General features: G+C 65.1%; 19 protein-coding genes. 6 read left to right on the top strand and 13 right to left on the bottom strand.

The features are described from left to right. Window positions 1-43: 43 nt before the first annotated feature. Window positions 44-886 carry a DMT family transporter gene (locus GCT19_RS34310; RefSeq protein WP_152854416.1) on the bottom strand — a complete coding sequence of 281 codons (843 nt, stop codon included), beginning with the start codon at window positions 884-886 and terminating at the stop codon, window positions 44-46. A 120-nt stretch (window positions 887-1,006) separates the two neighbouring features. Between GCT19_RS34310 and gcvA the strand changes: the two genes are divergently transcribed. Then, a complete protein-coding gene (gene gcvA, locus GCT19_RS34305; RefSeq protein WP_152854415.1) occupies window positions 1,007-1,897 on the top strand; it encodes a transcriptional regulator GcvA in 891 nt (296 codons plus the stop codon). 78 nt (window positions 1,898-1,975) lie between these two features. On the opposite strand, the gene GCT19_RS34300 is transcribed toward gcvA, so the two are convergent. The 6 genes from GCT19_RS34300 to argG all read right to left on the bottom strand — a co-directional run bounded on the left by GCT19_RS34300 (window position 1,976) and on the right by argG (window position 9,929). Beyond that, window positions 1,976-4,105 carry a D-(-)-3-hydroxybutyrate oligomer hydrolase gene (locus GCT19_RS34300; RefSeq protein ID WP_375791972.1) on the bottom strand — a complete coding sequence of 710 codons (2,130 nt, stop codon included), beginning with the start codon at window positions 4,103-4,105 and terminating at the stop codon, window positions 1,976-1,978. A 201-nt stretch (window positions 4,106-4,306) separates the two neighbouring features. Beyond that, a complete protein-coding gene (locus tag GCT19_RS44655; RefSeq protein WP_321576920.1) occupies window positions 4,307-4,834 on the bottom strand; it encodes a BBE domain-containing protein in 528 nt (175 codons plus the stop codon). 251 nt (window positions 4,835-5,085) lie between these two features. Continuing rightward, window positions 5,086-5,580 carry a RidA family protein gene (locus tag GCT19_RS34290; RefSeq protein WP_018434604.1) on the bottom strand — a complete coding sequence of 165 codons (495 nt, stop codon included), beginning with the start codon at window positions 5,578-5,580 and terminating at the stop codon, window positions 5,086-5,088. A 102-nt stretch (window positions 5,581-5,682) separates the two neighbouring features. Then, the gene (locus GCT19_RS34285; protein ID WP_152854414.1) at window positions 5,683-7,224 is read right to left on the bottom strand and encodes an MltF family protein; all 1,542 of its coding nucleotides are present in this window, start codon (window positions 7,222-7,224) and stop codon (window positions 5,683-5,685) included. Between the two features lie 159 nt (window positions 7,225-7,383). Further along, window positions 7,384-8,415, bottom strand: coding sequence for a diguanylate cyclase (locus GCT19_RS34280; RefSeq protein ID WP_321576919.1), 1,032 nt, complete (start codon window positions 8,413-8,415; stop codon window positions 7,384-7,386). Between the two features lie 179 nt (window positions 8,416-8,594). Beyond that, complete coding sequence (gene argG, locus GCT19_RS34275; protein WP_018434607.1) at window positions 8,595-9,929, bottom strand: argininosuccinate synthase; 1,335 nt, start codon at window positions 9,927-9,929, stop codon at window positions 8,595-8,597. A gap of 319 nt (window positions 9,930-10,248) precedes the next feature. On the opposite strand from argG, the gene GCT19_RS34270 reads away from it, so the two are divergent. Continuing rightward, window positions 10,249-11,466, top strand: coding sequence for an amidohydrolase family protein (locus GCT19_RS34270; RefSeq protein WP_152854413.1), 1,218 nt, complete (start codon window positions 10,249-10,251; stop codon window positions 11,464-11,466). Between the two features lie 62 nt (window positions 11,467-11,528). Next, entirely contained in the window at window positions 11,529-12,458 is a 930-nt protein-coding gene (locus GCT19_RS34265) for a LysR family transcriptional regulator (protein WP_152854412.1), read from the top strand. A gap of 18 nt (window positions 12,459-12,476) precedes the next feature. Here GCT19_RS34265 and phnX read toward each other — a convergent pair whose 3' ends face one another. Both phnX and GCT19_RS34255 read right to left on the bottom strand, forming a co-directional pair. After that, on the bottom strand, window positions 12,477-13,280 hold the full coding sequence (phnX, locus tag GCT19_RS34260) for a phosphonoacetaldehyde hydrolase (protein ID WP_013089551.1): 804 nt from the start codon (window positions 13,278-13,280) through the stop codon (window positions 12,477-12,479). Window positions 13,281-13,328: 48 nt separating this feature from the next. Beyond that, window positions 13,329-14,582, bottom strand: a complete 1,254-nt coding sequence (locus GCT19_RS34255) for a 2-aminoethylphosphonate--pyruvate transaminase (RefSeq protein WP_152854411.1) — start codon at window positions 14,580-14,582, stop codon at window positions 13,329-13,331. Between the two features lie 116 nt (window positions 14,583-14,698). On the opposite strand from GCT19_RS34255, the gene GCT19_RS34250 reads away from it, so the two are divergent. Then, on the top strand, window positions 14,699-15,598 hold the full coding sequence (locus GCT19_RS34250) for a LysR substrate-binding domain-containing protein (RefSeq protein ID WP_026228515.1): 900 nt from the start codon (window positions 14,699-14,701) through the stop codon (window positions 15,596-15,598). 114 nt (window positions 15,599-15,712) lie between these two features. On the opposite strand, the gene GCT19_RS34245 is transcribed toward GCT19_RS34250, so the two are convergent. Further along, complete coding sequence (locus GCT19_RS34245) at window positions 15,713-16,459, bottom strand: glucose 1-dehydrogenase (RefSeq protein ID WP_152854410.1); 747 nt, start codon at window positions 16,457-16,459, stop codon at window positions 15,713-15,715. A gap of 720 nt (window positions 16,460-17,179) precedes the next feature. Between GCT19_RS34245 and GCT19_RS34240 the strand changes: the two genes are divergently transcribed. Continuing rightward, window positions 17,180-18,064, top strand: a complete 885-nt coding sequence (locus tag GCT19_RS34240) for a LysR family transcriptional regulator (protein ID WP_152854409.1) — start codon at window positions 17,180-17,182, stop codon at window positions 18,062-18,064. A gap of 130 nt (window positions 18,065-18,194) precedes the next feature. Further along, on the top strand, window positions 18,195-19,082 hold the full coding sequence (locus GCT19_RS34235; protein ID WP_013089555.1) for a LysR family transcriptional regulator: 888 nt from the start codon (window positions 18,195-18,197) through the stop codon (window positions 19,080-19,082). 35 nt (window positions 19,083-19,117) lie between these two features. On the opposite strand, the gene GCT19_RS34230 is transcribed toward GCT19_RS34235, so the two are convergent. The 3 genes from GCT19_RS34230 to GCT19_RS34220 form a co-directional block, all read right to left on the bottom strand. After that, the gene (locus GCT19_RS34230; protein ID WP_018434614.1) at window positions 19,118-19,489 is read right to left on the bottom strand and encodes a copper resistance CopC family protein; all 372 of its coding nucleotides are present in this window, start codon (window positions 19,487-19,489) and stop codon (window positions 19,118-19,120) included. A 19-nt stretch (window positions 19,490-19,508) separates the two neighbouring features. Further along, window positions 19,509-20,441 carry a hypothetical protein gene (locus GCT19_RS34225; RefSeq protein ID WP_152854408.1) on the bottom strand — a complete coding sequence of 311 codons (933 nt, stop codon included), beginning with the start codon at window positions 20,439-20,441 and terminating at the stop codon, window positions 19,509-19,511. 108 nt (window positions 20,442-20,549) lie between these two features. Beyond that, the gene (locus GCT19_RS34220; RefSeq protein ID WP_152854407.1) at window positions 20,550-21,017 is read right to left on the bottom strand and encodes a DUF2946 domain-containing protein; all 468 of its coding nucleotides are present in this window, start codon (window positions 21,015-21,017) and stop codon (window positions 20,550-20,552) included. Between the last annotated feature and the right edge of the window lie 117 nt (window positions 21,018-21,134).

The raw sequence follows: 21,134 nt of genomic DNA, 5'->3' as shown, positions 1-21,134 counted from the left end.
CGAGGCAGGTGCCGGAGATGAACGCCCCCCATCCTCTGTCACGTCAAAGCCCCAGACATGCCGCTCCAGCCGCAACGACGAGGCAGGCGAGCCAGCGCCCGCCATTGACCGTTTCCCCAAGAAACACCCGCCCGATCAGCACCGCGAACACCACGCTGGTCTCGCGCAACGCCGACACCGCACCCATCGCGCCCGACTGCAGCGCCCAGATCACGATGCCATACGCCGCGATCGACACCAGGCCGCCGACGAGCGACGAGCCCACCGACAGCGGCTCGGCACGTAGCGGTGTCCATAGCGGCGTGAGGCCGCGCATTGCGACGAACAGCAACGGCATCAGCCAATAGAACATGAACATCCATGCGGTGTAGCTCAGCGGCTGACCGTCGGACAGCCTGACGCCGATGCCGTCGATCACGGTATAGAGCGCAATCGTCGCACCGGTCGTCAGCGCGCTCAGCACACCCGCGCGAGACACGTGCCGCCCCTGCAACGCGATCGCGATGATGCCGCCCGAGATCATCAAGATCCCGAGCGCGTGCAATGGGCCGATCGCTTCACGCGCGAACAGCGCGGCGCCGAGCGTGACGAGCAGCGGCGACGAGCCACGCGCGATCGGATACGCGAGCGCCAGGTCGTTGCGTCGATACGACCGCACGAGGCTCACGTTGTAGAAGATATGCACGAGCCCCGATGCGACGAGGTAGGGCCAGCAGGCACTGGCTGGCAACGGATTGACCAGGACGACGAGCGTGGCGACCGCCGCGATGGCGATGCTCATCCACGTCATGGACAGGAACCGGTCGCGATTGCCGTGAAGCATCGCGTTCCAGCTAGCGTGAAGCATCGCGGCAAAAAGCACGATGCCACCGGTATAACTAAGCATGAGGTGTGGGGCCGAGAGTGAGCGGGAATGGCATTAGTGGTACAGCAGAAAGGATATCTATCTTGTTGCAGCCCCTCAAACCAGATAAATTGGCTGTCTGCGTTAGAAAAACTCTTGCAAATGAAACGGGTATTGCCTCCGCTCAATGCGTTACGGGCCTTCGAGGCCGCGGGCCGGCTCGGCAGCTTCAAGGAAGCCGCCGCGGAACTGCACGTGACTCACGGCGCGGTGAGTCAGCAGGTGCGTTTGCTCGAGGAATGGCTCGGCGCCTCGTTGTTCGAACGGCATCATCGGCGCGTAACGCTGACGGCGGCGGCGAAGGCCTATCTGGAGCAAATTGGCCCACTGTTCGAACAGCTGTCGCAGGCAACCGCGCGATACGGTGTGCCCGAAACGTTGTCGCGGACGCTGTCCGTCAACGCGCCCGCGACATTCACGTTGCGCTGGCTGGTGCCGAGACTGGCGACATTCCGCGCCGAGCATCCCGACGTGGAGGTCAAGGTGGAGACGTCGAACGGACCGCTGGAGAGTCTGAAAGAGAGTTATGACATCGTCATCCGGGGCGGCCCGGACACGTTCTACGGCTATTCGATGCGGCCATTCCTGTCGGAGGAGAGGCTTCCAGTCTGCAGTCCGGCGCTCTTGCAGCGAGTGCCACTTCGATCGCCCGGCGACTTGCGGCAACACACGTTGCTGCACACCTCGAGTCTTCCGCGGCTTTGGCCCGACTGGCTGGCGAGCACGCAGCTTGCCGCGCTGAGGCCGGCCGCCACGTTGACCTTCGATCACTTCTATCTGACCTTGCAGGCCGCCATCGACGGAATCGGCATCGCGATGGGACCGACCGCGCTGGTCTCGGACGATCTCGCCGCTGGCCGGCTGGTCGCGCCATTCGACGGTCCGCGTCTGCGGTCTCGCAGCTACTGTACTTACATTGCGGATGAGAAGTCTGGCGATGAACTGGTCGTGCAGTTCCGTTCGTGGCTCGAGTGCGAGGGGATGTGTTCTTGAGCGGAGACGCAGGTCATCTCACAGCAACGCGCACACAGGCGAGCGCCTGTGTGCGCGCCTTGCTTCAGCACGCGCCGCTCAATCCGGCACGTTCACGGCACCGTTCGATGCGGAAATCGCATTGACACCCGGGGTCGCCGCGATCGCCGGCAGGTTGGCCGTGGTCAGCGCCGGTGCGGCTCCCGGCGCGCCGCCGCGCGGTATCGTGTGGATCACCTGCGACGGCGGCAGTGGCGTGCCGTTCTTCAGATGAGCCCACATCAGGTTCAGCGCCTGAAGATTGTAGTAATGCAACGGCACGAAACGCGTATCGAAACCGGCGACGCCGAGGAACGCGTCAAAGTGCTGACCGTTCGTGACTTCGTAAAGCGCCAGCTTGCTCGCGCCACCCTCGGCCACCTGGTTCAAGCCGAGATACGGCCGCGATGCGTGGTTGATCGGCACCAGAGCATCCGCGCGTCCTTGCACGATGATCGTCGGCTTGCCATGCAGATTCGCATTCACGCGGATCGCATCGACGCTGGCATTCAACGAACCGCTCGTCCACCGCGCGCGCAGGCATGCGGCACCTGCGTAGCTAGCATCGGCGGTCGCGAGCCGATGATCGACCGCGCCCGACGTGCCCGCGTTGTAGACGAGGTTGATGCCATTGGTCGGCGGCACGCCGTTGCCGTTGCCGAACACCGTCAGCATCGGCGACACTGCCGGCGTCACGCCGGCTGCGCCCGTCGCGCTGGTGGTGCCGAAGCTGAAGTCGCACAGGTTGTCGGCCACAGTTGCGCGCGCATACGCATTCGCATAGGTCACGGCGACGGCCGGCACTGCCTGCGAGTCCCACATCGGTGCTTGCAGCAGGTCCGAGTCGGTCTGATAGCCGTTCTGATGCAGCAGCGCGAGCGCATTGGTGGCCTGTGTGACCGTATCCGCTCCCGCGATCACGCCGGCCGCCGCGAGCGACGCGCATCGCGCGGTGCGCAGCGCGGTGGTAGTTGCGGTCGGCAGCGCGGTCAGATACGGCGAGCCGGTCGCGGCGGGCGCGAGCGCGGCGCACGGCTCCAGCAGGTTCGCGAGCGTCATGTAGTCGGCGAGGGGTTTGCCGAACGCGCCGACCGGCACGCCGCCCTGCGAGACCGACACCTGCGGCGTGAGCCGCATGTTGATCTGCGGTTCGCCGACCACCACTGCCGTGATGAGCCCCGACGTGTCCTGCTCGGCCGCCGCAAGCGACGCGCCGCCGCCATTGCTGACCGACGCGGCGATCGTCGTGATGCTGCCGCTCGCATAGCGCACCGTGCGCGTCGTGCCATTCAACGCGCCATACGAATCGTTGAGCGCCCAATATGCGAACTGGATCGCCTGCAACGTGTTCTTGCCCCAGTCCTGCTCGGGGTTCTGTTGCGAGTGCGCGTGCTTGAACGCATAGCGGTTCGGGAACTGCGCGTTGAACGTTGCCAGCGTGCTGCTGCCGAGCTTCGCGGTGAAGAGGCTCGCCTTGCCCGCTGTGCTCGCATCCTGCAAGGTGCCGTCGATCAGCGTCACGCGATTCGTCGACAACTCGTGCGCGCCGTTGCCGCTGCCCTTGTCGGTGTAGGCCACCGCGCAGCCGCGCTTGAGGCCCCACTCGCCGGCCGCCGAAATCGCGCCGTACACGCCGCGCGAACCGGACGACGTCGCGGTGACGATGCACGGTTGGTCCGGATTGAAGCTGGTGGGAATCTGCACGAGCAGGCTCACGTTCTGCGTGCCGCTGCCGTCGTCGGCATAGGCGAGGTATTCCTTGCCCGCGATCTTGCCTTCGCCAAGCGTGTCGTTGCCGTTCAGATCGACGTTGGGGCCCCAGAAGCGTCCGTAGCCGCCGTTCGCCGTCATGTCGACGAGCGCCCGATAGTTCGACCAGATCGCGAGGCGCCGCAATTCGGCGGCCGTAGGTTGCGCGGCATTCGCGACGGCCGGCGCCGTCGCCGATCCGAGGCCGGTCTTACCGAGGCCCGCGGTCAGCAGATCGTCGCTGTTGCCGTCATAAGATTTCGTCGTCACCGCGCTTTTGATGAAGCCTGGCAGCACGTTGCTCGGCGGCGGTGGTTGCAGCCCGTCGTCGTTGCCGCTGCCGCAGCCGGCCAGCACGATCGCGGACGCCATCAGGGTCGCCGCAGTAGTGAGCCTCCAAGGGTTGTGCATGGCCGCCGGGATCTTTTTCGGTGTTGTCATCTTTTCTGTCTCCGTCATTTATACGACGTTGTATTGGCAACGGCACCGAACTTATTACCGACCCCGCTTCATCAGGTTCGCTGGAAAGAGATGCTTCGGATGCCGATGCATCGCTAGCGTGCATTGAGCTCTCGCCGGAGTCAATACACGGTCATACCGACACACGACGAGCATCACGATTCGCGCGAGACAGCCGGCCGGCTAGTCGGAATCGGCCATGCGGGTGAACCCGTCGTCGCTCCAGTCTTCGGAGCCGACACCGTGACGAACGAAGAAAAGTCCGTGCGGGTCGTAACGTTTCTTGATCGACAGTAGACGCGCATAGTTGGCCCCCAATACGCGGCTTGCCAGTCCTGCTGGAAATAGCTGCTCTCGGCAACGTATGCGCCGTCCGCCGGTGCAAGCTTCCTGAGTTCGTCGATGGCCAGACCGATCAGCTTCGCATCTCGCTGTGCCTTCGAAACATCGGGCTCGTGACCTGTCAGTCCGTCGAATGCCGGCGGCCCCTCGCTCGCGACGATCGCCAATGCGAACGACTCCGCCACGACCGGATTGACGGGCGTTTGCAGCCCGGCGGCAATCACATCGGCAGGGGCGCCGGCCAGCCCCTTCTGAAAACGAAGTTCGACCGGCCAATAGCGCGTAGCGCCCATCAGCGCATCGACGAGTTCGGGCTGGCGCTCGCGCATCAGCATTGCTGCGGGCACTCGGCGTTGTCGGGAGATGCACGGCAGAGCTCGAGTGGTGACTCCGGTCGGATCAGGTGGGCATCCACCTGCTGATTCAGTCGCGCCCAGTCCGAAGGCGTGGGCCATCCGGGTTCGCCCGGACGTACACGTCGCGGGGTCTGCGCAGCGTGAGCGGCATCGAGCCGAAGCAACGACCAGATAGAGGGAAACAGCGGGACAGCCGCAAGCCACCTGATCAGATCACGGCGCTTCACCATGGCGCTCCTTCACCGCCTGGCTCGACGCGAGCGCTTAGGCGTCTGGTGGAACCAGTTCGACTTCACCCTCGATCTCCACGGGAATGTTGAAGGGAAGTTCGGCCATTCCCACCGCGCTGCGAGCGTGAGCGCCGCGCTCCTCGCCAAAGACGGCGAGTATCAGTTCCGAGAAGCCGTTGATCACGGCAGGCTGCCGGTTGAACCCGGGTGCCGAATTGACCATGCCGAACACTCTCGTCCAACACGCGATGCGCTCCAGACTTCCGAGCTCGCGCTTGAGGCTGCCGAGAATAGCGAGCGCGGCGAGGCGAGCCGCCACGAACGCTTGCTCCTGCGAGACCTGACTGCCCACCTTGCCAAGTGGCTGGGCCAGCGAGCCGTCCGCATTGGTCGGTCCATGGCCCGAGATGCAAGCCCTGTTGCCAACCACCCGCACCCATGGAAACGGAAGCGCCAACCCCGGAGGAAGCTGCAATGGCTCCGGTAGGACGTAGCCAAGCGCGTGCAAGCGATCTTCAATGGTCGACATGTTCAGACTCCACGTGAATGCCCAACGGCCTTATTCGGGCGCGCCTCGATGATCACGCAGCAGCGTCGCTGCGGTGACAGCGCTTTCAGACGAGCACTTCCGCTACGTTCCGCCCTGCTTGCGCATCTGTCCGATAGCGCGAGCCCGTGCAGCCTCGGCCTCCCGGACGAGCCGGTACGCAACATAATATTTGAAGACATTGCGCACGTAGGTCGTGGGTTCGATGCCGATTTTCTCGGCGACTACGATTTCGACATTGTTGAACCACTTGTTCGGATCGAGACCCCGGGCCGCCGCCTCCTTGCGCATTCTGGCGATGTTTGCGGGTCCTGCGTTGTAGCTCGCGAACGCGAACAGCGAGCGGTCCCTTTCCGAGAAGTGAGCATCGGGAAAGTAACGGGCCATCAGCACATCGAGATATTTCGCTCCCGCATGGACGTTGGACTCCGCCACCCTGATGTCGCCAACCGCAAGTTCCTTCCCCGTGGCTGGCATCAGCTGCATGATGCCGATGGCTCCCACGTGACTGCGCGCACTCTGGTTCAACTGCGATTCCTGATAGCCCTGAGCCGCAAGCAGGAGCGGATCGAAGCCGTATTGCGCGCCGTATTTTTCGAAAAGGCCGACCGTCTGTTTGAATCGCTTCAGCTCCGCTGACTCCGTATTGTTGGAGATCTGCTTGATGCGCTTCATTTCCTGCTGCAGACGGACTTCCGCGACACTCTGCGTCTTCACGTAATTCAGGTAGAAGTCGTTGATCGCCTCCTGCAGCTTGGGGCTCTTGAAGCGGACCGCCCAGCCGATGTAGCCGGCGTCGCGCACCGCAATGTCGTTGTGCACGACGATTCCCGGCAGTATCGGCGCCCATACCTTTGCCTTCCAGTCGTCCACGACGAGGATCTGGACCAGCCCGGCATTGAGCATCTCCATCGCGTCCTCGTCTTCGAGCGCGTCGGGCAGCGGCACCAGCTTCACGGGGGGCTTGCCCTCCTTGCCAAATCGCGCGTTCAGCGCGTTCAGGCTCTCGTAATAGCTGCTGCTCGGTCGCACATGGACGGTCTTGCCGCTCAGGTCGTCGAGCTTCGCGAGGGCTGGCGACTTCGGCCCGGTGACGACCACTTCGCGTACCGCTGTCCGATCACGCGGCGCCACGAAGTCGACCTGCTTCAGGCGGGCCTCCGTGACCGTCAGATTGCCCGCGGCGATGTCGCCCCGGCCTGCTATCAGCCCTGGGAGCAACTGGTCGCGGGTCGTCGGAATGATGACCAGCGTGAGTGGACGTTTGCCGAGCGTCGCCTGGTATTTCCTGTTCAGATAGCGCTCGAAGTCCCGCATCAGGCCGGCGGTCAGCCCGCGCTCGTGGCCTTGCTCATTGACATAGAGCGTTCGACTGTAGGGAACCAGTACGCGGATCAGACGCCGGTCGAGCATGGCGTCGAAATCGCCCGTGAACGGTTGATTGGTGAGATCGATACGGCGCGCTGCGGGAGCTGAGACGGGGGCAGCTGGGGCTGCCGGAACGGGAACGGCCGACGAGGCGGCTGGCTGCGCGGCGGCAGTTTGGGCGGCGACGCACGTCGCAGCGCCGACGGTCATGCCTGAGCAGAACGCCGCGATGAACAGCAACGTTTGAATGATGCGCATCGTAAAAAGCCCTGCTGCCGCACCCGGCGACTGCGTCGACGTTCACTACGCGCTTCGATATTGCCACGATGGCAACGGTTGGAAATGGGACGTTGGTCCTATAGGCCATTGCCGCTATGACTGACGATAGAGCCGTACCGGCGCCATCGCGAACGTCCACTACGCCATCGTCACGCGATTTCGCCCGTTATGCTTCGAGCGATACAACGCCCGGTCGGCGCTCGCGAAACCGTCCCGATGCGCGGGCCGCGACAAGTCGCTGATACATGTAAGCGATGCGCCAATGCTGACCGTCACCACCCCGAGCGGCGACGCGCGATGTTCGATCGCGAGGTCCGCCACGCCCTGGCGCAGCGTTTCGAGCGTGTCTTCGAGCATCGACCTTTGCGCGTCGAGCACCACCAGCCCGAACTCCTCGCCGCCCATACGCCCGACCACGAAGTGCTCGCTGTCGGCGGCGGCCTGCATCACCGAGGCGACCAGCCGCAGACAATGATCGCCGGCCTGATGACCGTAGGTGTCGTTGTACTGCTTGAACCAGTCGACGTCGACGACCACCGAGCCCATCACGTCACCGTCACGCGCCTCCTTCCAGCGTCGGGCGATGGTTTCGAGCAGAAAGCGCCGGTTGTACAACTGCGTGAGCGGATCGATCGCGGTGGCCGTGCGCATCTTCAGATCGTTCTCGATCATCGCGCGCAGGTGGTAGAACACGCCACGCTGGCCCGCGTCGAGCCGGCCCGGCGCCGGGTCCATCGCGCACAGAGCGCCAACGATCTCGCCGTTCGTCGCGCGCAACGCGATCGCCGCGTAAAAGCGCACGAACGGATGACGCTTGACCAGCATGCATTCGCCGAAGCGGCTGTCGTTGTGCGCATCCTCGATCACGAACAGATCGGCGTCGCGCACTGCGTAGTCGGCGAGCGAACGCGCACGCGTGACGAGCGGCATCGCCATGCCGACCTCGGCGCGATAGTGCTGATACTCCTCGTCGAGCAGCACGATCGCGGTAATCGCCGCGCCGGTCACGCTCTTCAGAATCTCCGCCGCGTGCGTGAAGCACTCGCGCATCACCTGGTCGTCGTGCAACAGCCACTCGATGACCGAAGACTCCACCTCGGGTTCGCCGCCGGCGGTCGAGTCGACTGGCATCCGGCTGGCGAGGCGGTCGTTACTGTGAGCGAGTTGCACGGAAGGGTTCCAGAATGGGATTAGCTTATGTCAACGGCATAGGCACGCCAAACTTGAGCACAGAATGTGGGATCGCGCGCCCGCGCCGGAGCGCATCCGCCGGCCCCAAAGAAAATGGGCCGGCTCTCGCGAGCCGGCCCATCGATCGATGCGACGTTCAGGTAATCAGACGCGCCGCTTTACTCCTTGTCGCCCTTCACCTGCGGCAGTGCCGACGTCTCGTTCGACGACAGCAGACCCACCTGCGAGTAAATCCGCAACTTGTCGCGCGTATCCTTGATGTCGAGGTTGCGCATCGTCAGCTGGCCGATGCGGTCGCGCGGCGAGAACGTCGATGCGACCTTCTCCATCGACAGACGCTCAGGCTGATACGTGAGGTTCGGCGACTTCGTGCTGAGGATCGAGTAGTCGTTGCCGCGGCGCAGTTCGACGGTCACTTCGCCGGTGATAGCACGCGCGACCCAGCGCTGCGCGGTTTCGCGCAGCATGATCGCTTGCGGATCGAACCAGCGGCCCTGGTACAACAGACGGCCAAGGCGGCGGCCGTTCTCGCGGAACTGCTCGATCGTGTCTTCGTTATGGATGCCGGTGACGAGACGCTCGTAAGCGATATTGAGCAGCGCGAGGCCCGGGGCTTCATAGATGCCGCGGCTCTTCGCCTCGATGATGCGGTTCTCGATCTGGTCGCTCATGCCGAGACCATGACGGCCGCCGATACGGTTCGCTTCGAGCAGCAGCTCGACCGCGTTCGGGAACGTCTGGCCGTTCAGCGCGACCGGCTGGCCTTCTTCGAAGCGGATCGTCACTTCTTCCCTGACGATCTGCACGTCGTCGCGCCAGAACGCGACGCCCATGATCGGGTTGACGATCTTGATGCCCGACTCGAGGCTTTCGAGATCTTTCGCTTCATGCGTCGCGCCGAGCAGGTTCGAGTCGGTCGAATAGGCCTTTTCAGCCGACATCTTGTAGTCGAAGCCCGATTGACGCATGAACTCGGACATTTCGGCGCGGCCGCCGAGTTCGTCGATGAACAGCTGGTCGAGCCACGGCTTGTAGATCTGCAGGTCCGGATTGACGAGCAGACCGTAGCGGTAGAAACGCTCGATGTCGTTGCCCTTGTACGTGCTGCCGTCACCCCAGATGTTGACGCCGTCTTCCTTCATCGCGGCAACCAGCATCGTGCCCGTCACGGCGCGGCCGATCGGCGTGGTGTTGAAGTAGGTGACGCCCGCCGTCGAGATATGGAACGCGCCGCACTGCAGCGCTGCGATGCCTTCCGCGACCAGCTGCGCGCGGCAGTCGATCAGGCGCGCGCCTTCGGCGCCATATTCCGTGGCGCGACGCGGGATCGAATCGTAATCGTCTTCGTCGGGCTGACCGAGGTTGGCCGTATAGGCGTACGGCACGGCGCCCTTCTTGCGCATCCAGTGCAGCGCGGCGCTGGTGTCGAGGCCGCCGGAAAACGCGATACCGACCTTCTGGCCGATCGGAAGACTTTCAAGGATTGTACTCATAAGCAGTAGCGTTAAACTCGACGTACGGGGAGATTTGGGGAGATTTGGGGGTAACAGCTGAGTATCGTGCAAGCCTGGCGATCAGGCAAGTTACGCGGGAGTATACCGCGAACCGCCGTCCGGCCTTGGATTTTGCCGGTTGGCGCGGCCCTCCGCCGCTATTCCGGTGTGTCGAATTCCCGGATTAATTCACGCTTTATCTGTCCTGACGGGGAACGATTTACTATCGTCTCAGGGTAGCATCGCGGGTTGCGCCAATGCACCGGCCGCGTGTCCCATGCGCCCCGTTCGCCCCGTTCTCTCCCCTTGCCCGCCACCCATGACCACGACCGCCCCGCGCCCCACGACGAACGCCTCGCTGATCACCAACGTGCGTCTCGCCGACGGCCGGCGCGTCGAGGTGTCGATTATCGATGGCCGGATCGCCGCGCTCGGCGACGCTCTGCCGCGCGAGCCCGAAGTGCCCGTCGAGGACGGCGGCGACGCGCTGCTGCTACCCGGTTTCGTCGAAGGGCATACGCATCTGGACAAGACCAACTGGGGCTTGCGCTGGTATCGCAACGAAGTCGGGCCGAAGCTGACCGACCGCATCGAAAACGAGCGCCGCTGGCGCGCCGAAAGCGGCCACGACGCGGGAGCGCAATCGCTCGCGCTCGCGCGCGCGTTTCTGGCGGCCGGCACGACGCGTCTGCGCACGCACGTCGATATCGACACCGACGCGGGCCTGCGCCATCTCGACGGCGTGCTGGCCACGCGCGACACGCTGCGCGACGTGCTCGACCTGCAGATCGTCGCGTTTCCGCAATCGGGGCTGCTCGGCCGGCCCGGCACCGACGCGCTGCTCGATCGCGCGCTGGCCGCGGGCGCCGACGTGCTTGGCGCGCTCGATCCCGCGCTGATCGACGGCGATCCGGTGAAGTCGCTCGATCTGACGTTCGCGCTCGCCGAGCGTCACCGCAAACCGATCGACATTCATCTGCACGAGCCCGGCGAGGTCGGCGCGTTCACGCTCGGTTTGCTGCTCGATCGCGTCGCCGCGCACGGCATGCAGGGGCAAGTGGTGGTCAGTCACGCGTTCTGTCTCGGCGCGCTGCCCGAGCGCGAACGCGATGCGCTGCTCGCGCGTATCGCCGAGCTGCGCGTCGCGCTGTTGACCACCGCGCCGCCGTCGGTGCCGGTGCCGCCGCTCACGGCTTGTCTCGCGCACCGCGTCGCGCTGTTCGGCGGCAACGACGGGATTCGCGACACGTGGACGCCGTACGGCTCGCCCGACATGCTGGAAAGGGCGATGCTGATCGCGATGCGCTACGGCCTGCGCCGCGACGACGATCTCGCGCTCGCATTCGATTGCGTCAGCGGCGTCGCCGCGCGCGCCTGCGGATTCGACGCTTACGGATTGCAGCCGGGCGCGCGCGCCGATCTCGTGCTGGTCGACGCCGACACGCTCGCGCATGCGCTCGTCGCGCGGCCGGTGCGCAAGCTGGTGGTCGCGAACGGCCGTGTCGTCGCGCGCGATGGCGCGCTGCTCACGCGGTAGTTCGGCATGGGCGCGAACACGGCCCCGCCGCCCGCTACAACAAAGACGTTTCTTGCATTCAGATGATCAATCTTTTTCAGGCCATGCAGGCCTTCGTCAAGGTCGCCGATGTCGGCAGCTTCGCGCAGGCCGCCGCGCAACTGAACGTGTCGACGTCGGTCGTTACCCGTCATGTGTCGAGCCTCGAACAGCATCTCGGCATTCGGCTGTTTCAACGCACCACGCGCAAGGTCGTGCTGACCGAGGCCGGTGCGCAATACGCGGACGGTTGCCGCGTGCTGCTCGCCGAACTGGAGGAAGTGGAGTCGCGCGCGACCACGGCGTCGCGCGAGGTGGCCGGTGATCTGCGCATCGTCGCGCTCGGCAGTTTTTCGCTGTTTCGGCTGACGCCGCTGTTCGCCGAATATCAGGCACGCTTTCCGCAGGTGAACCTGCGCGTCACGCTGACGGAAAAACGGGTCGATCTGCTCGAAGGCGGCTTCGACGTCGGCATCGTGACCGAGCATATGATCCGCTCGGAGTCGCTGGTGGTGCGGCGTCTGATCAACTCGCACGCGGTGCCGGTGGCCGCGGCCGCGTATCTGGCGCAGGCCGGTCATCCGCAAACGCCAGCGGATCTTGACGGGCATCGGCTGATCGCCGCGCCGTTCGACACGACCGGCCCGATGTGGATTTTCCGCAAGCGGGACGGCGACGCCGGCAGCGCGAGCGGGGGCGGCGACGACAGTGGCGAGAGCATCGCGATCGATGCCTCGTTCACGGTCAACAGCATGATCATGCAGAAGCAGGCCGCGCTCGGCGCGATGGGCATCGCGCTGTTGCCGCTCGAAATGGTCGAGGACGAGTTGCGCGCCGGCACGCTGGTGCGCGTGCTCGACCGCTATGCGGTGCTCAATGGCGACGTGGCAGTGTCGCTGGTGTACCCGAGCCGCGAGTTCGTGCCGCGCAAGGTGCGCGAGTTCATCGATCTCGCGGTCGGTTTCTTCAAGTGACGTTATCGGGCTGACGCTTCAAGGCCGCTCGCCGCGCGCGAGCCGCGCGTCGATGTCGTACACGACCGGCATCAGATCCGCGACGCTGTCGATCACGTAGTGCGCGCCAGCCGCCTTCAGCCTGGCCGTCGCGACATTGCGGCGCGCGGCGAATTCGTCGGCCGGCAACGCCTTCACCTCGGCCTCGCTCATGCCGAACGCGTTGCCGCTGACCGCGACGCCGACCGTCCACGTGCCGCCGTTGATGCCTTCTTCGATGCCCACCTCGGTGTCGTCGACCTTGATCGCCTCCTTCGCGCGCCACACGCCGAGCTGCGGCAGCGTCCGGTAGATCATGTACGGCGACGGCCGTCCTTCCGGCGTATCACCGGTGCACACGATGCTGTCCGGCGAGAAACCCTGCGCGGCCGCGCCCGGTACGATTTCGTCGATGATCTCGCGGGTATAGCCGGTCGTCGTGCCGATGCGGATATCGTCGTGACGCAGTGCGCTCGCGACTTCGGCGACACCCGGGATCACCGCGCTATAACTCGCCGCAACCGCGATGTTCTTCGGCACGAACACGTCGTACACGGCGTCGATATCGGCGTCGGTCGGCGTGTGGCCGTGACGCTCGGCCCAAGCCTGCGCGACCCGCGGCAGCGCCATCAGCGCCGCGATATGCGGTCGCTTGGCCATGCCCATCGGGCCGCGTGCTTCGTCGATCGTGATCGGCACGCCGAACTGCTCGAAGGTCTCGACGAAGGCGCCCATCGGCGCGCGTGAACCGTAGTCGACCACCGTGCCGGCCCAATCGAAAATCACTGCCTTCACGTATTTCATCTGCTTGAATCCCCGGGAATCCGAAAGTATTGGGTTTGCTGTCGCGGCTCAGGCCGCCTGGGCGAGCGCCTTGCGTTCGTCGAGCGCGGCGGGCGGCGGCGCCCCGTGCGTGACGCCCATCGCGCGCAGCGCTTGCGCGCAGGCCTCGATCACGCGACGCATCACGTGCTCGTCGACCAGACCGATGCAGCCGATGCGGAAACTGTCGACCGCCGTCAGCTTGCCCGGATAGATGATGAAGCCCTGCTCCTTCATCAGCTCGTAGAAGCGCGCGAATTCGAACGACGGATGCGCGGGCGAGAAAAACGTCACGATGATCGGCGAGCGCCAGTGCGCGCTGAGCAGCGGCTCGAAGCCGAGCGCGTGCATGCCGGCCACCAGCACGTCGCGATTGTTCGCGTAGCGCGCGAGCCGCGCGGGCTGGCCGCCTTCGAGCCTGAAAAGCCGCAGCGCCTCGAGGAACGCCGCCACCGTATGCGTGGGCGGCGTGAAGCGCCATTGGCCCGTGCGATTCATCACGTCCCATTGATCGTAGAGATCGAGCGCGAGCGAATGGCTGCGGCCCTTCGCCTCGGAGAGCGCGCTCTTGCGCGCGATCACGAAGCCAAAACCGGGCACGCCCTCGATGCACTTGTTCGCCGACGACACGAACGCCTCGCACGCGATCTGCCGCACGTCGAGCGGCACCGCGCCGAAGGCGCTCATCGAATCGATCAGCAGCTTGCGGCCGTGCTTCGCGACGGCGGCGGCAATCTCTTCGAGCGGATTGAGGATGCCGGAGCTCGTTTCGCAGTGGATCGCGACCACGTGCGTGATGGACGGATCGGCGGCCAGCATGCGCTCGACCTCGACACCGCGCGGCGGCAGATAGTCGCCCTTGTCGAGCAGCGTGCAGGCGCGGCCGAGATAGCCGAGCGTGGTCGCCGCGCGCTTGCCGTACGCGCCGTTCGCGAGCACGAGCGCATGGCCGTCGCGCGGAATCAGACTGCCGAGCATCGCTTCGACGCAGTAGCTGCCGCTGCCCTGCAGCGGCACGCAGTCATAGTCACCGGCGGTGTCGCCGGCGATTTCGAGCAGGTTCGCGCGCAACTGAGCGGTCATCGCGCGAAAGTCGCCGTCCCATGAGCCCCAGTCGCGCAGCATCGCCTGTTTCGTCGATAGTGCCGTGGTCAGCGGACCCGGTGTCAGCAGGTAAGGCTCGCCGCCAGCCGGCGAGGCGCAGGAGGTGGTGCCACGGGTGACCGATGTTGCCGCGGCCGCAACGCTCAATGCCGCCGCTGAACCGCCGATCGCGCTTTCCATGTCGGGTGCTCCGATATCGCTATGTCGATACCTCACACGATATAGAAACGCTGTCCATCGGTAAAATCGATATAATCGATGAAGGTATCGCAAAAACTTATCCCGGCGAGGCACACGTGCAATACGCGCAATTGCGGGCATTTCATGCGGTCGCCGAACATGGCGGCTTTTCGAAAGCGGCACAAGCGTTGTCGCTGACGCAGCCGGCGGTGTCGGACCATGTGCGGCGGCTCGAACAGGACTACGGCGTCAAGCTGTTCGAGCGCGGGCCGCGCGGCGTGGCGACGACCGAACTCGGGCTGCGCCTGTTCAGCGTGACGCGGCATATGCTCAGCTGCGAGCGCGACGCGCGTCAGCTGCTCGAATCGGCGGGCGGGCTGGAGTCGGGTTCGCTATCGCTCGCGGCCGACGCGCCCGATCTCGCCGTCGCGCTGATCGGCGCGTTTCGCCGGCGGCATCCGGGGATCGTCGTCACGCTGTCGATCGCCAATGCGGCCGAGTGCATGCAGCGCGTGCTGTCGAGCGTGGTCGACGCGGCGATCACGGCCGCGCCGCAGGTGCACAGCCGTTTGCAGTCGCGCGTGTTGCGACGCGATCCGCTGGTCGCGATGGTGCCGGCCAGCTATCCGGCCGCGAAGAAGCGCCGCCTCAGCTACGCGGAACTCGTCGAACAGCCGATGATCTTCCGCGAGCCGCAATCGGTCACCCAACAACTGCTGGAAATCGAGCTCGTGCGCGAGTCGTTGCAGGTCGAGCCGGTCATGTACGTCGATGGCCGCGAGGCGCTGGAGGAAGCGGTCGCGCAGGGAATCGGGGTCGGCGTGATTGCGCGCGCAGAGTTCAACGAGTCGCGGCGCATCCGGATGGTGCCGCTGGTCGATTGCCGCGTGCAGATGATCGAATCGCTGACGCGGCTCGCCGAGCGGCCGGGTTCGAATCTGCTCGACGCGTTTTTTTCGGTGGAATTGCCGGGAGCGGAAACCGAGGTCCCGGTCGGCGAGGTTCAACGCGCGTAGCTCGCGCGCCGCCGCTACAACAAGCGGCGCGGCCGTCGTGCTACCGGCCGCGCCATCCGCTGTCGCGCTCGATCTGAAGAACGGGTTGCCAGAAACGTTGGCAACCCGTCAGACTCAACGCGAGCCGCCGCTCGCGATTAGGCTCTCGCCCGTCAACCAGCGCGCGTCGTCCGAAGCCAGGAACGTGACGACATCGGCGATATCGTCGGGTTGGCCGATCCGGCCGAGCGGCGTCGTGCTGATCGCCCACGTTTCGAACTCCGAGCCCATCACGCCGGCGGTGTGCGCGCCTTCGGTTTCGACCACGCCCGGATTCACCGAATTCACGCGGATCTTGCGCGGACCGAGTTCCTTCGCGAGCACGCCGGTGATCGCGTCGACCGCGCCCTTGGTCGCCGTGTAGACCGCGGTGGTCGCCGGTGTGATGCGGGTCACGACCGAGCTTACGTTGACGATGCTGCCGCCTTCGCCCAGATGCTTGGCCGCCGCCTGCGTCACCAGCAGCAGACCCAGCACGTTCACATCGAAGTGCTTATGAAAATGCGCTTCGGTGATCTCTTCGAGCGTCGCGAATTCATAGACACCCGAGTTGTTGACGAGAACGTCGAGCCGGCCATAGGTTTCGATCGCCGTATCGATGATGCCCTTCGCGTCCGCGGCCTTCGACACGTCGCCGCCAACCGCGACCGCCTTGCCCCCCGCCGCGGTGATATCGGCGACCACCTTGTCCGCGCCCGCGCGGCTCGACGCATAGTTCACCACGACCGACGCGCCTTGCGCCGCCAATGCCTTCGCAATCGCCGCACCGATGCCTTTCGATGCACCCGTTACAACCGCTACCTTGCCTGTGAGCTTGCTCATCATCGTGTCCTTTCAATGGTTCGCGCCGGCATGCCTCGCGAGAAGTCGCGAGGTCCACGCCGCTAAAAGCTGGAAATGCAGTGGCGCTGTCACAGGTCGTAAATTTAGGCATCGCGTGAGCTCGGATAAAGCGGCTCGAGGCGAATTGACACGCCGCTTCCGACGAACAATCGATTCGAAGCGGATTTCGTTGGATCTGTTTACGAGGGGCTTACGAAAATTTCGGGCAATACGCGCAGATCTGGTACGCGATGTATCGCGACCCTGATCGACGCATTGGTCCACTAAAAGCGCCCTTATTCACGGCACTTTTATTCACCGCCTGTGCAACAGCGCGATCTGCGCCGCCACGCTCGCGAGCACCGCGAGCGCACCGAGCGTATCGAGAATAATGGGCCACATGATCTCCCTCCTCCGCTATCCGCTGCCCTGACGTCATTTAAACGAACACGCGCGCCATTGATTGAACGCCGAAGCCAAGCAGACAGATAAAGAACCAGCGACTAAAACTCGTCGAGCCCCTACAGATAGGGTACTGCCGGCACGACGAACAGGCCTGTGCCGCGTGGGCCCCTCGGCATCCATTGAAACGATGCCGGCGATTTTGCTGCGCCGTCCTCGCCTTCACAATGCGTAAGATACGTAGCGTGCCTTAGGCTGCGCCTAAGGCACAATGTCCGATGAGCTTGCCCCTGCGGCCTCACTCGACACCGAATCCTGATGCGCTTCGACCTCATCGATCTACGGCTCTTTCTGCATATTCTCGACACCGGCAGCATCACGCACGGCGCCACGCGCGCGAACATGTCGCTGCCATCGGCGAGCGCCCGGCTGCGCGGCATGGAAGAAGCGCTCGGCGTGCCGCTGCTAGAACGCGGGCGGCGCGGCGTCGAGTCGACGCCGACCGGCGACACGCTCGCGCACCACGCGCGGCTCGTGCTCGGCCAGATCGACAGCATGCAGGGCGAGCTCGGCGAGCTGCAACGAGGCCGCAAGGCCCGCATCCGTTTATGGACCAACACGGCCGCGCTCACCGAGTTCCTGCCGTCGGCGATCGGCGCGTTTTTGCGCGATCACCCGAACGTGCAGGTCGATCTGAAGGAGCGTCAAAGCAGCGAGACCATCAAGGCGGTGCTGACCGGCGCGGCGGATGTCGGCATCGTCTCCGATGCGATCGAGCATGGCGCGTTGCAGACGCTGCCGTTCGCGATCGACAAGCTCGTGCTCGTCACGAGCCGCGACGATCCGCTCGGCGCGCGCCGGCGCATCGCGCTCGCGGAGGTGACGCAGCGCGAGTTCATCGGCCTCGCCGCGGACAGCGCGTTTCAAACCTATCTCGGCGAGCGCGCGCTGCTGGCCGGCCAGGCGATGAGCTTCCGCGCGAATGTGCGCACCTTCGACGGCGTCTGCCGCATGGTCGAACAGGGCGCGGGCATCGGCATCGTGCCGGCCACCGCGGCGAAGCGCTATCGGGGCACATCGGGTCTGCGCACGATCGAGCTCAGCGATCCGTGGGCGACACGCCGCCTGCTGATCTGCATGCGCGAGCTGAATGCGCTGCCGCGCGCGGAAAAGGCGCTCGTGCGCCATCTGGCCGGAATTTGACGGCGCTGTTGCTATCATTCGTTGCCTTCGCGGAGCGCTCCAGCGGGAGCATAAAGCAGTAAACGGACACTCAGCGCGCGGCATTCCAACACCAACCTGATAGCCGACGCATCACACGTCTGAGGCATGCATGGAATTTCGCCAACTTCGCTACTTCATCGCGGTCGCCGAAGAGATGAACATCACGCGGGCGGCCAATCGTCTGCATATGACACAGCCGCCGCTGTCACGGCAGATCCAGCAGATCGAGGAAGACGTCGGCCTGCCGCTGTTCGAGCGCGGCTCGCGGCCGTTGCGGCTCACCGAAGCCGGCCGCATTTTCTACACCCAGGCGAAACGTCTGATCGATGAAGCCGATGAACTCGCGCCGCTCACGCGCCGGCTCGCACAACTCGCGGAGCGCATCGTGATCGGCTTCGTGCCGTCGACGCTGTATGGCGCGCTGCCCGCGGTGATCCGCTCGTTTCGCGAGGCCGCGCCGCATATCGAGCTATCGCTGATCGAGATGTTCACGATCGAGCAGTTGGCCGCGCTCAAAGGCGGCCGCATCGACGTCGGCTTCGGCCGGCTGCGCTTCGACGATGCGCAACTCGCGCGCGAAGTGCTGGTCGAGGAACGGATGATCGCCGCGTTGCCGCAGGACCATCCGCTCGCGCGGCAGAAGAAGCCGCTGACGCTCGCCGCGCTCGCCGAGGAAACGCTGATCGTCTATCCGAGCACGCCGCGGCCGAGCTATGCCGACCAGCAGATCTCGGCGATGCATGATCAGGCGCTGGAGCCCAAAGCGATTCACGAAGTGCGCGAGTTGCAGACCGCGCTCGGTCTGGTCGCCGCGCAGGTCGGCGTGTGTCTGGTGCCGGAGAGCGTCGAGGGCTTGCGCGCGCACGGCGTCGCGTACCGGCCGATTCCGTCGGCAAGCGCCGCGTCGCCGATCATCATGAGCCGGCGCCTGCAGGACGAATCGCCCGCGACGATGCTGATGTGCTCGCTCGCACGGCAGCTGTTCAAGCGGGTTTGAGCGCCGCTTGCGCGAGCACCGCGCATCGTACCGCCCTACTTCACATCGAACCCATAGTCCCCATGCGTTCGATGCCCGTCCGACGCCACCGCGACCCAATGCACGGTGTAGTGCCCAGCCGCGAGCGTCGGCAGCGGCAGGGTCATCACCGCGGGCTGCTGCGCATCCACCGATGACTTCTGCGTGCCGACCTGCTTGCCGCTCGCATCGGTCACGCTCAGCGAGCTGAACGCCGGTTCGAGCGGCCCGTCGAAGGTCACCTTGACCTGCGCGGGCGCGGCCACCGAGGCGCCCGCGCCCGGCTCCTGTTTCTGCGGAAACACATGCGCGAGTGCCGCGCTCGCGAGCGTCACGCCGGCGATCAGTGCCGCGACGCGCATCGCGAGATGCTTGAAGCTGTCGTTCATCTTCTTTCTCCTGCGCTACTCATGGGAACAGCGGCTTGCCGAGCGTGCTCGGCGCAATGTCGTCGAAGAACAGATGCGCCTGCACCAGGATGCCGACGTGCGAGCCGCTCGCGCGGTTGATCGGAATCTGCGCCTCGACGCCGAACTGTCCGTAACGATTGATCCAGATGAAGCCCGGATTGACCGTGCCGGTCGTCTGCCCCTGGCTGCGTGACAGCGGAATCTCGACGAGCGGGATCAGGTTCGCGAACGGCTGCGGCAGACCCGCGTCGTGCACGTGCTGCTGCAGATACGGCAGGCTGTATTGGACGGTAAAGCCGTAATTGAACGCGTTCGGCTGACCCGCGCCGGTGGTGAGCGCGGGGCCCGCCTCTGCCGTGATCGCGACCGGACGCAGATACGCGAGCGAATCGGGCAAATCGCCCATGCCCTTGCCGATGTAGACGGTCGGCGAGATCGTCGAGAAGTTGTCGGCGATCGCGCGGCTGCCGGTGCCGCCGAGCTCCGCAGTGACGCCGATCGACGTCATCAGCTCATGCGGCTCGTTCACGTACAGCAGGTACTTGAGGCCGACGCCGAAGTTGTTGAAGCCGGCCGCGCGCGGGTTGTTTTGCATTGCGTACGCGCCGTCGATCGACACCGCCAGACGCGGCGTGATCAGCTTGTCGTACTCGAAGCTGAACGTGTTGATGCTCTGCTCGCCGTTGTCGCCGGGCACGCGCTGATGGCCGTACTCGAAGTTGGCTTCGTCGCCGACGCCGGGGTCGTCGACGGCGAGCGTCGCGGGGAAGACGCGGTTGCCCGCGATCGCATGGGCCTGCGCGGTGGACGGCGCGGTGATGAGGCCTACGACGCCGCCCGCGGCGTAAGCGGCGTGGACGACATAGGCGGCGGCCGCGACGAGCGGCGCCGCGCGCGGCGGACGGCCGTCGCGCATTGCTGGTGTGTGCATGAGTGCATCCTGTCTGATCGGTGATGACGAGGCTGGCGCGCGCCGTCGAACGGACGCGCGCGAGCAAGCGCGATGCGGCTCGGCGCATCGCGTCGTATGTGATTCGGATCAGCAGACGGAAGGCGGGGCGCGGGGCTGCGCGAAAGTCAGCGGTTCGACACGGCGCACGCTGTTAAAGCGCGTCGCGGCCGTGTGCTGGCGCGCGCGGACCGCGGCGACGAACAGCATGGCGGCGCTCGGCATCAACGGTAGATGCGCGAGCAGGCTGCAATAGCCGCAGGCATCGCCGGACATCTGCGCGTGCTTGTCCGTGGGATTGCCGGCGTCGGCGCTGTCGTCGGAATTGTCGGGCGGGTTGGCGGTGGCCTGGGTGGGTTCGGGCGTGTCGCCCTGGATTCGCATGCCCGGCATCGACGCGATGTCGTCCACCGACGCCATCTGGCAATGCTCGCGCATCATCGCGTCGGCGTGGCGATGGGCGGCTAGCGTCTGCGAGATCGTCGGTGCGAGCGTCGTCAGCAGGATCGCGAGCAATCCGAGCCAGCTGCCGATCTTCCGATGCCGACGATTCAACATGCGCCCAGCGACACGCCGCGAGTTGTGAAGGTCCACTACTGCCAGACCACGATTTGCGGCAAATTATGCCATGTACGCCATTATTCTCCGGCCGTGGCCGGCGGGCTCCGTCGAGTG

Origin of the sequence: Paraburkholderia atlantica, from assembly GCF_009362785.1 — a bacterium.
In the GTDB taxonomy this organism is placed as follows: domain Bacteria; phylum Pseudomonadota; class Gammaproteobacteria; order Burkholderiales; family Burkholderiaceae; genus Paraburkholderia; species Paraburkholderia atlantica.
The sequence above is the reverse complement of the archived record's forward strand: the minus strand, read 5'-3'. Positions and strand labels throughout refer to the sequence as shown.

Coding starts and splice junctions, on each gene's coding strand:
- phnX (WP_013089551.1), bottom strand. CDS start 13,280: ATGAAATACGTGAAGGCAGTGATTTTCGATTGGGCCGGCACGGTGGTC.
- GCT19_RS34285 (WP_152854414.1), bottom strand. CDS start 7,224: ATGCGCATCATTCAAACGTTGCTGTTCATCGCGGCGTTCTGCTCAGGC.
- GCT19_RS34255 (WP_152854411.1), bottom strand. CDS start 14,582: ATGGAAAGCGCGATCGGCGGTTCAGCGGCGGCATTGAGCGTTGCGGCC.
- GCT19_RS34245 (WP_152854410.1), bottom strand. CDS start 16,459: ATGAGCAAGCTCACAGGCAAGGTAGCGGTTGTAACGGGTGCATCGAAA.
- argG (WP_018434607.1), bottom strand. CDS start 9,929: ATGAGTACAATCCTTGAAAGTCTTCCGATCGGCCAGAAGGTCGGTATC.
- GCT19_RS34225 (WP_152854408.1), bottom strand. CDS start 20,441: ATGCACACACCAGCAATGCGCGACGGCCGTCCGCCGCGCGCGGCGCCG.
- GCT19_RS34235 (WP_013089555.1), top strand. CDS start 18,195: ATGGAATTTCGCCAACTTCGCTACTTCATCGCGGTCGCCGAAGAGATG.
- GCT19_RS34270 (WP_152854413.1), top strand. CDS start 10,249: ATGACCACGACCGCCCCGCGCCCCACGACGAACGCCTCGCTGATCACC.
- GCT19_RS34220 (WP_152854407.1), bottom strand. CDS start 21,017: ATGTTGAATCGTCGGCATCGGAAGATCGGCAGCTGGCTCGGATTGCTC.
- GCT19_RS34230 (WP_018434614.1), bottom strand. CDS start 19,489: ATGAACGACAGCTTCAAGCATCTCGCGATGCGCGTCGCGGCACTGATC.
- GCT19_RS34300 (WP_375791972.1), bottom strand. CDS start 4,105: ATGACAACACCGAAAAAGATCCCGGCGGCCATGCACAACCCTTGGAGG.
- GCT19_RS34290 (WP_018434604.1), bottom strand. CDS start 5,580: ATGTCGACCATTGAAGATCGCTTGCACGCGCTTGGCTACGTCCTACCG.
- GCT19_RS34265 (WP_152854412.1), top strand. CDS start 11,529: ATGATCAATCTTTTTCAGGCCATGCAGGCCTTCGTCAAGGTCGCCGAT.
- GCT19_RS34310 (WP_152854416.1), bottom strand. CDS start 886: ATGCTTAGTTATACCGGTGGCATCGTGCTTTTTGCCGCGATGCTTCAC.
- gcvA (WP_152854415.1), top strand. CDS start 1,007: ATGAAACGGGTATTGCCTCCGCTCAATGCGTTACGGGCCTTCGAGGCC.
- GCT19_RS34240 (WP_152854409.1), top strand. CDS start 17,180: ATGCGCTTCGACCTCATCGATCTACGGCTCTTTCTGCATATTCTCGAC.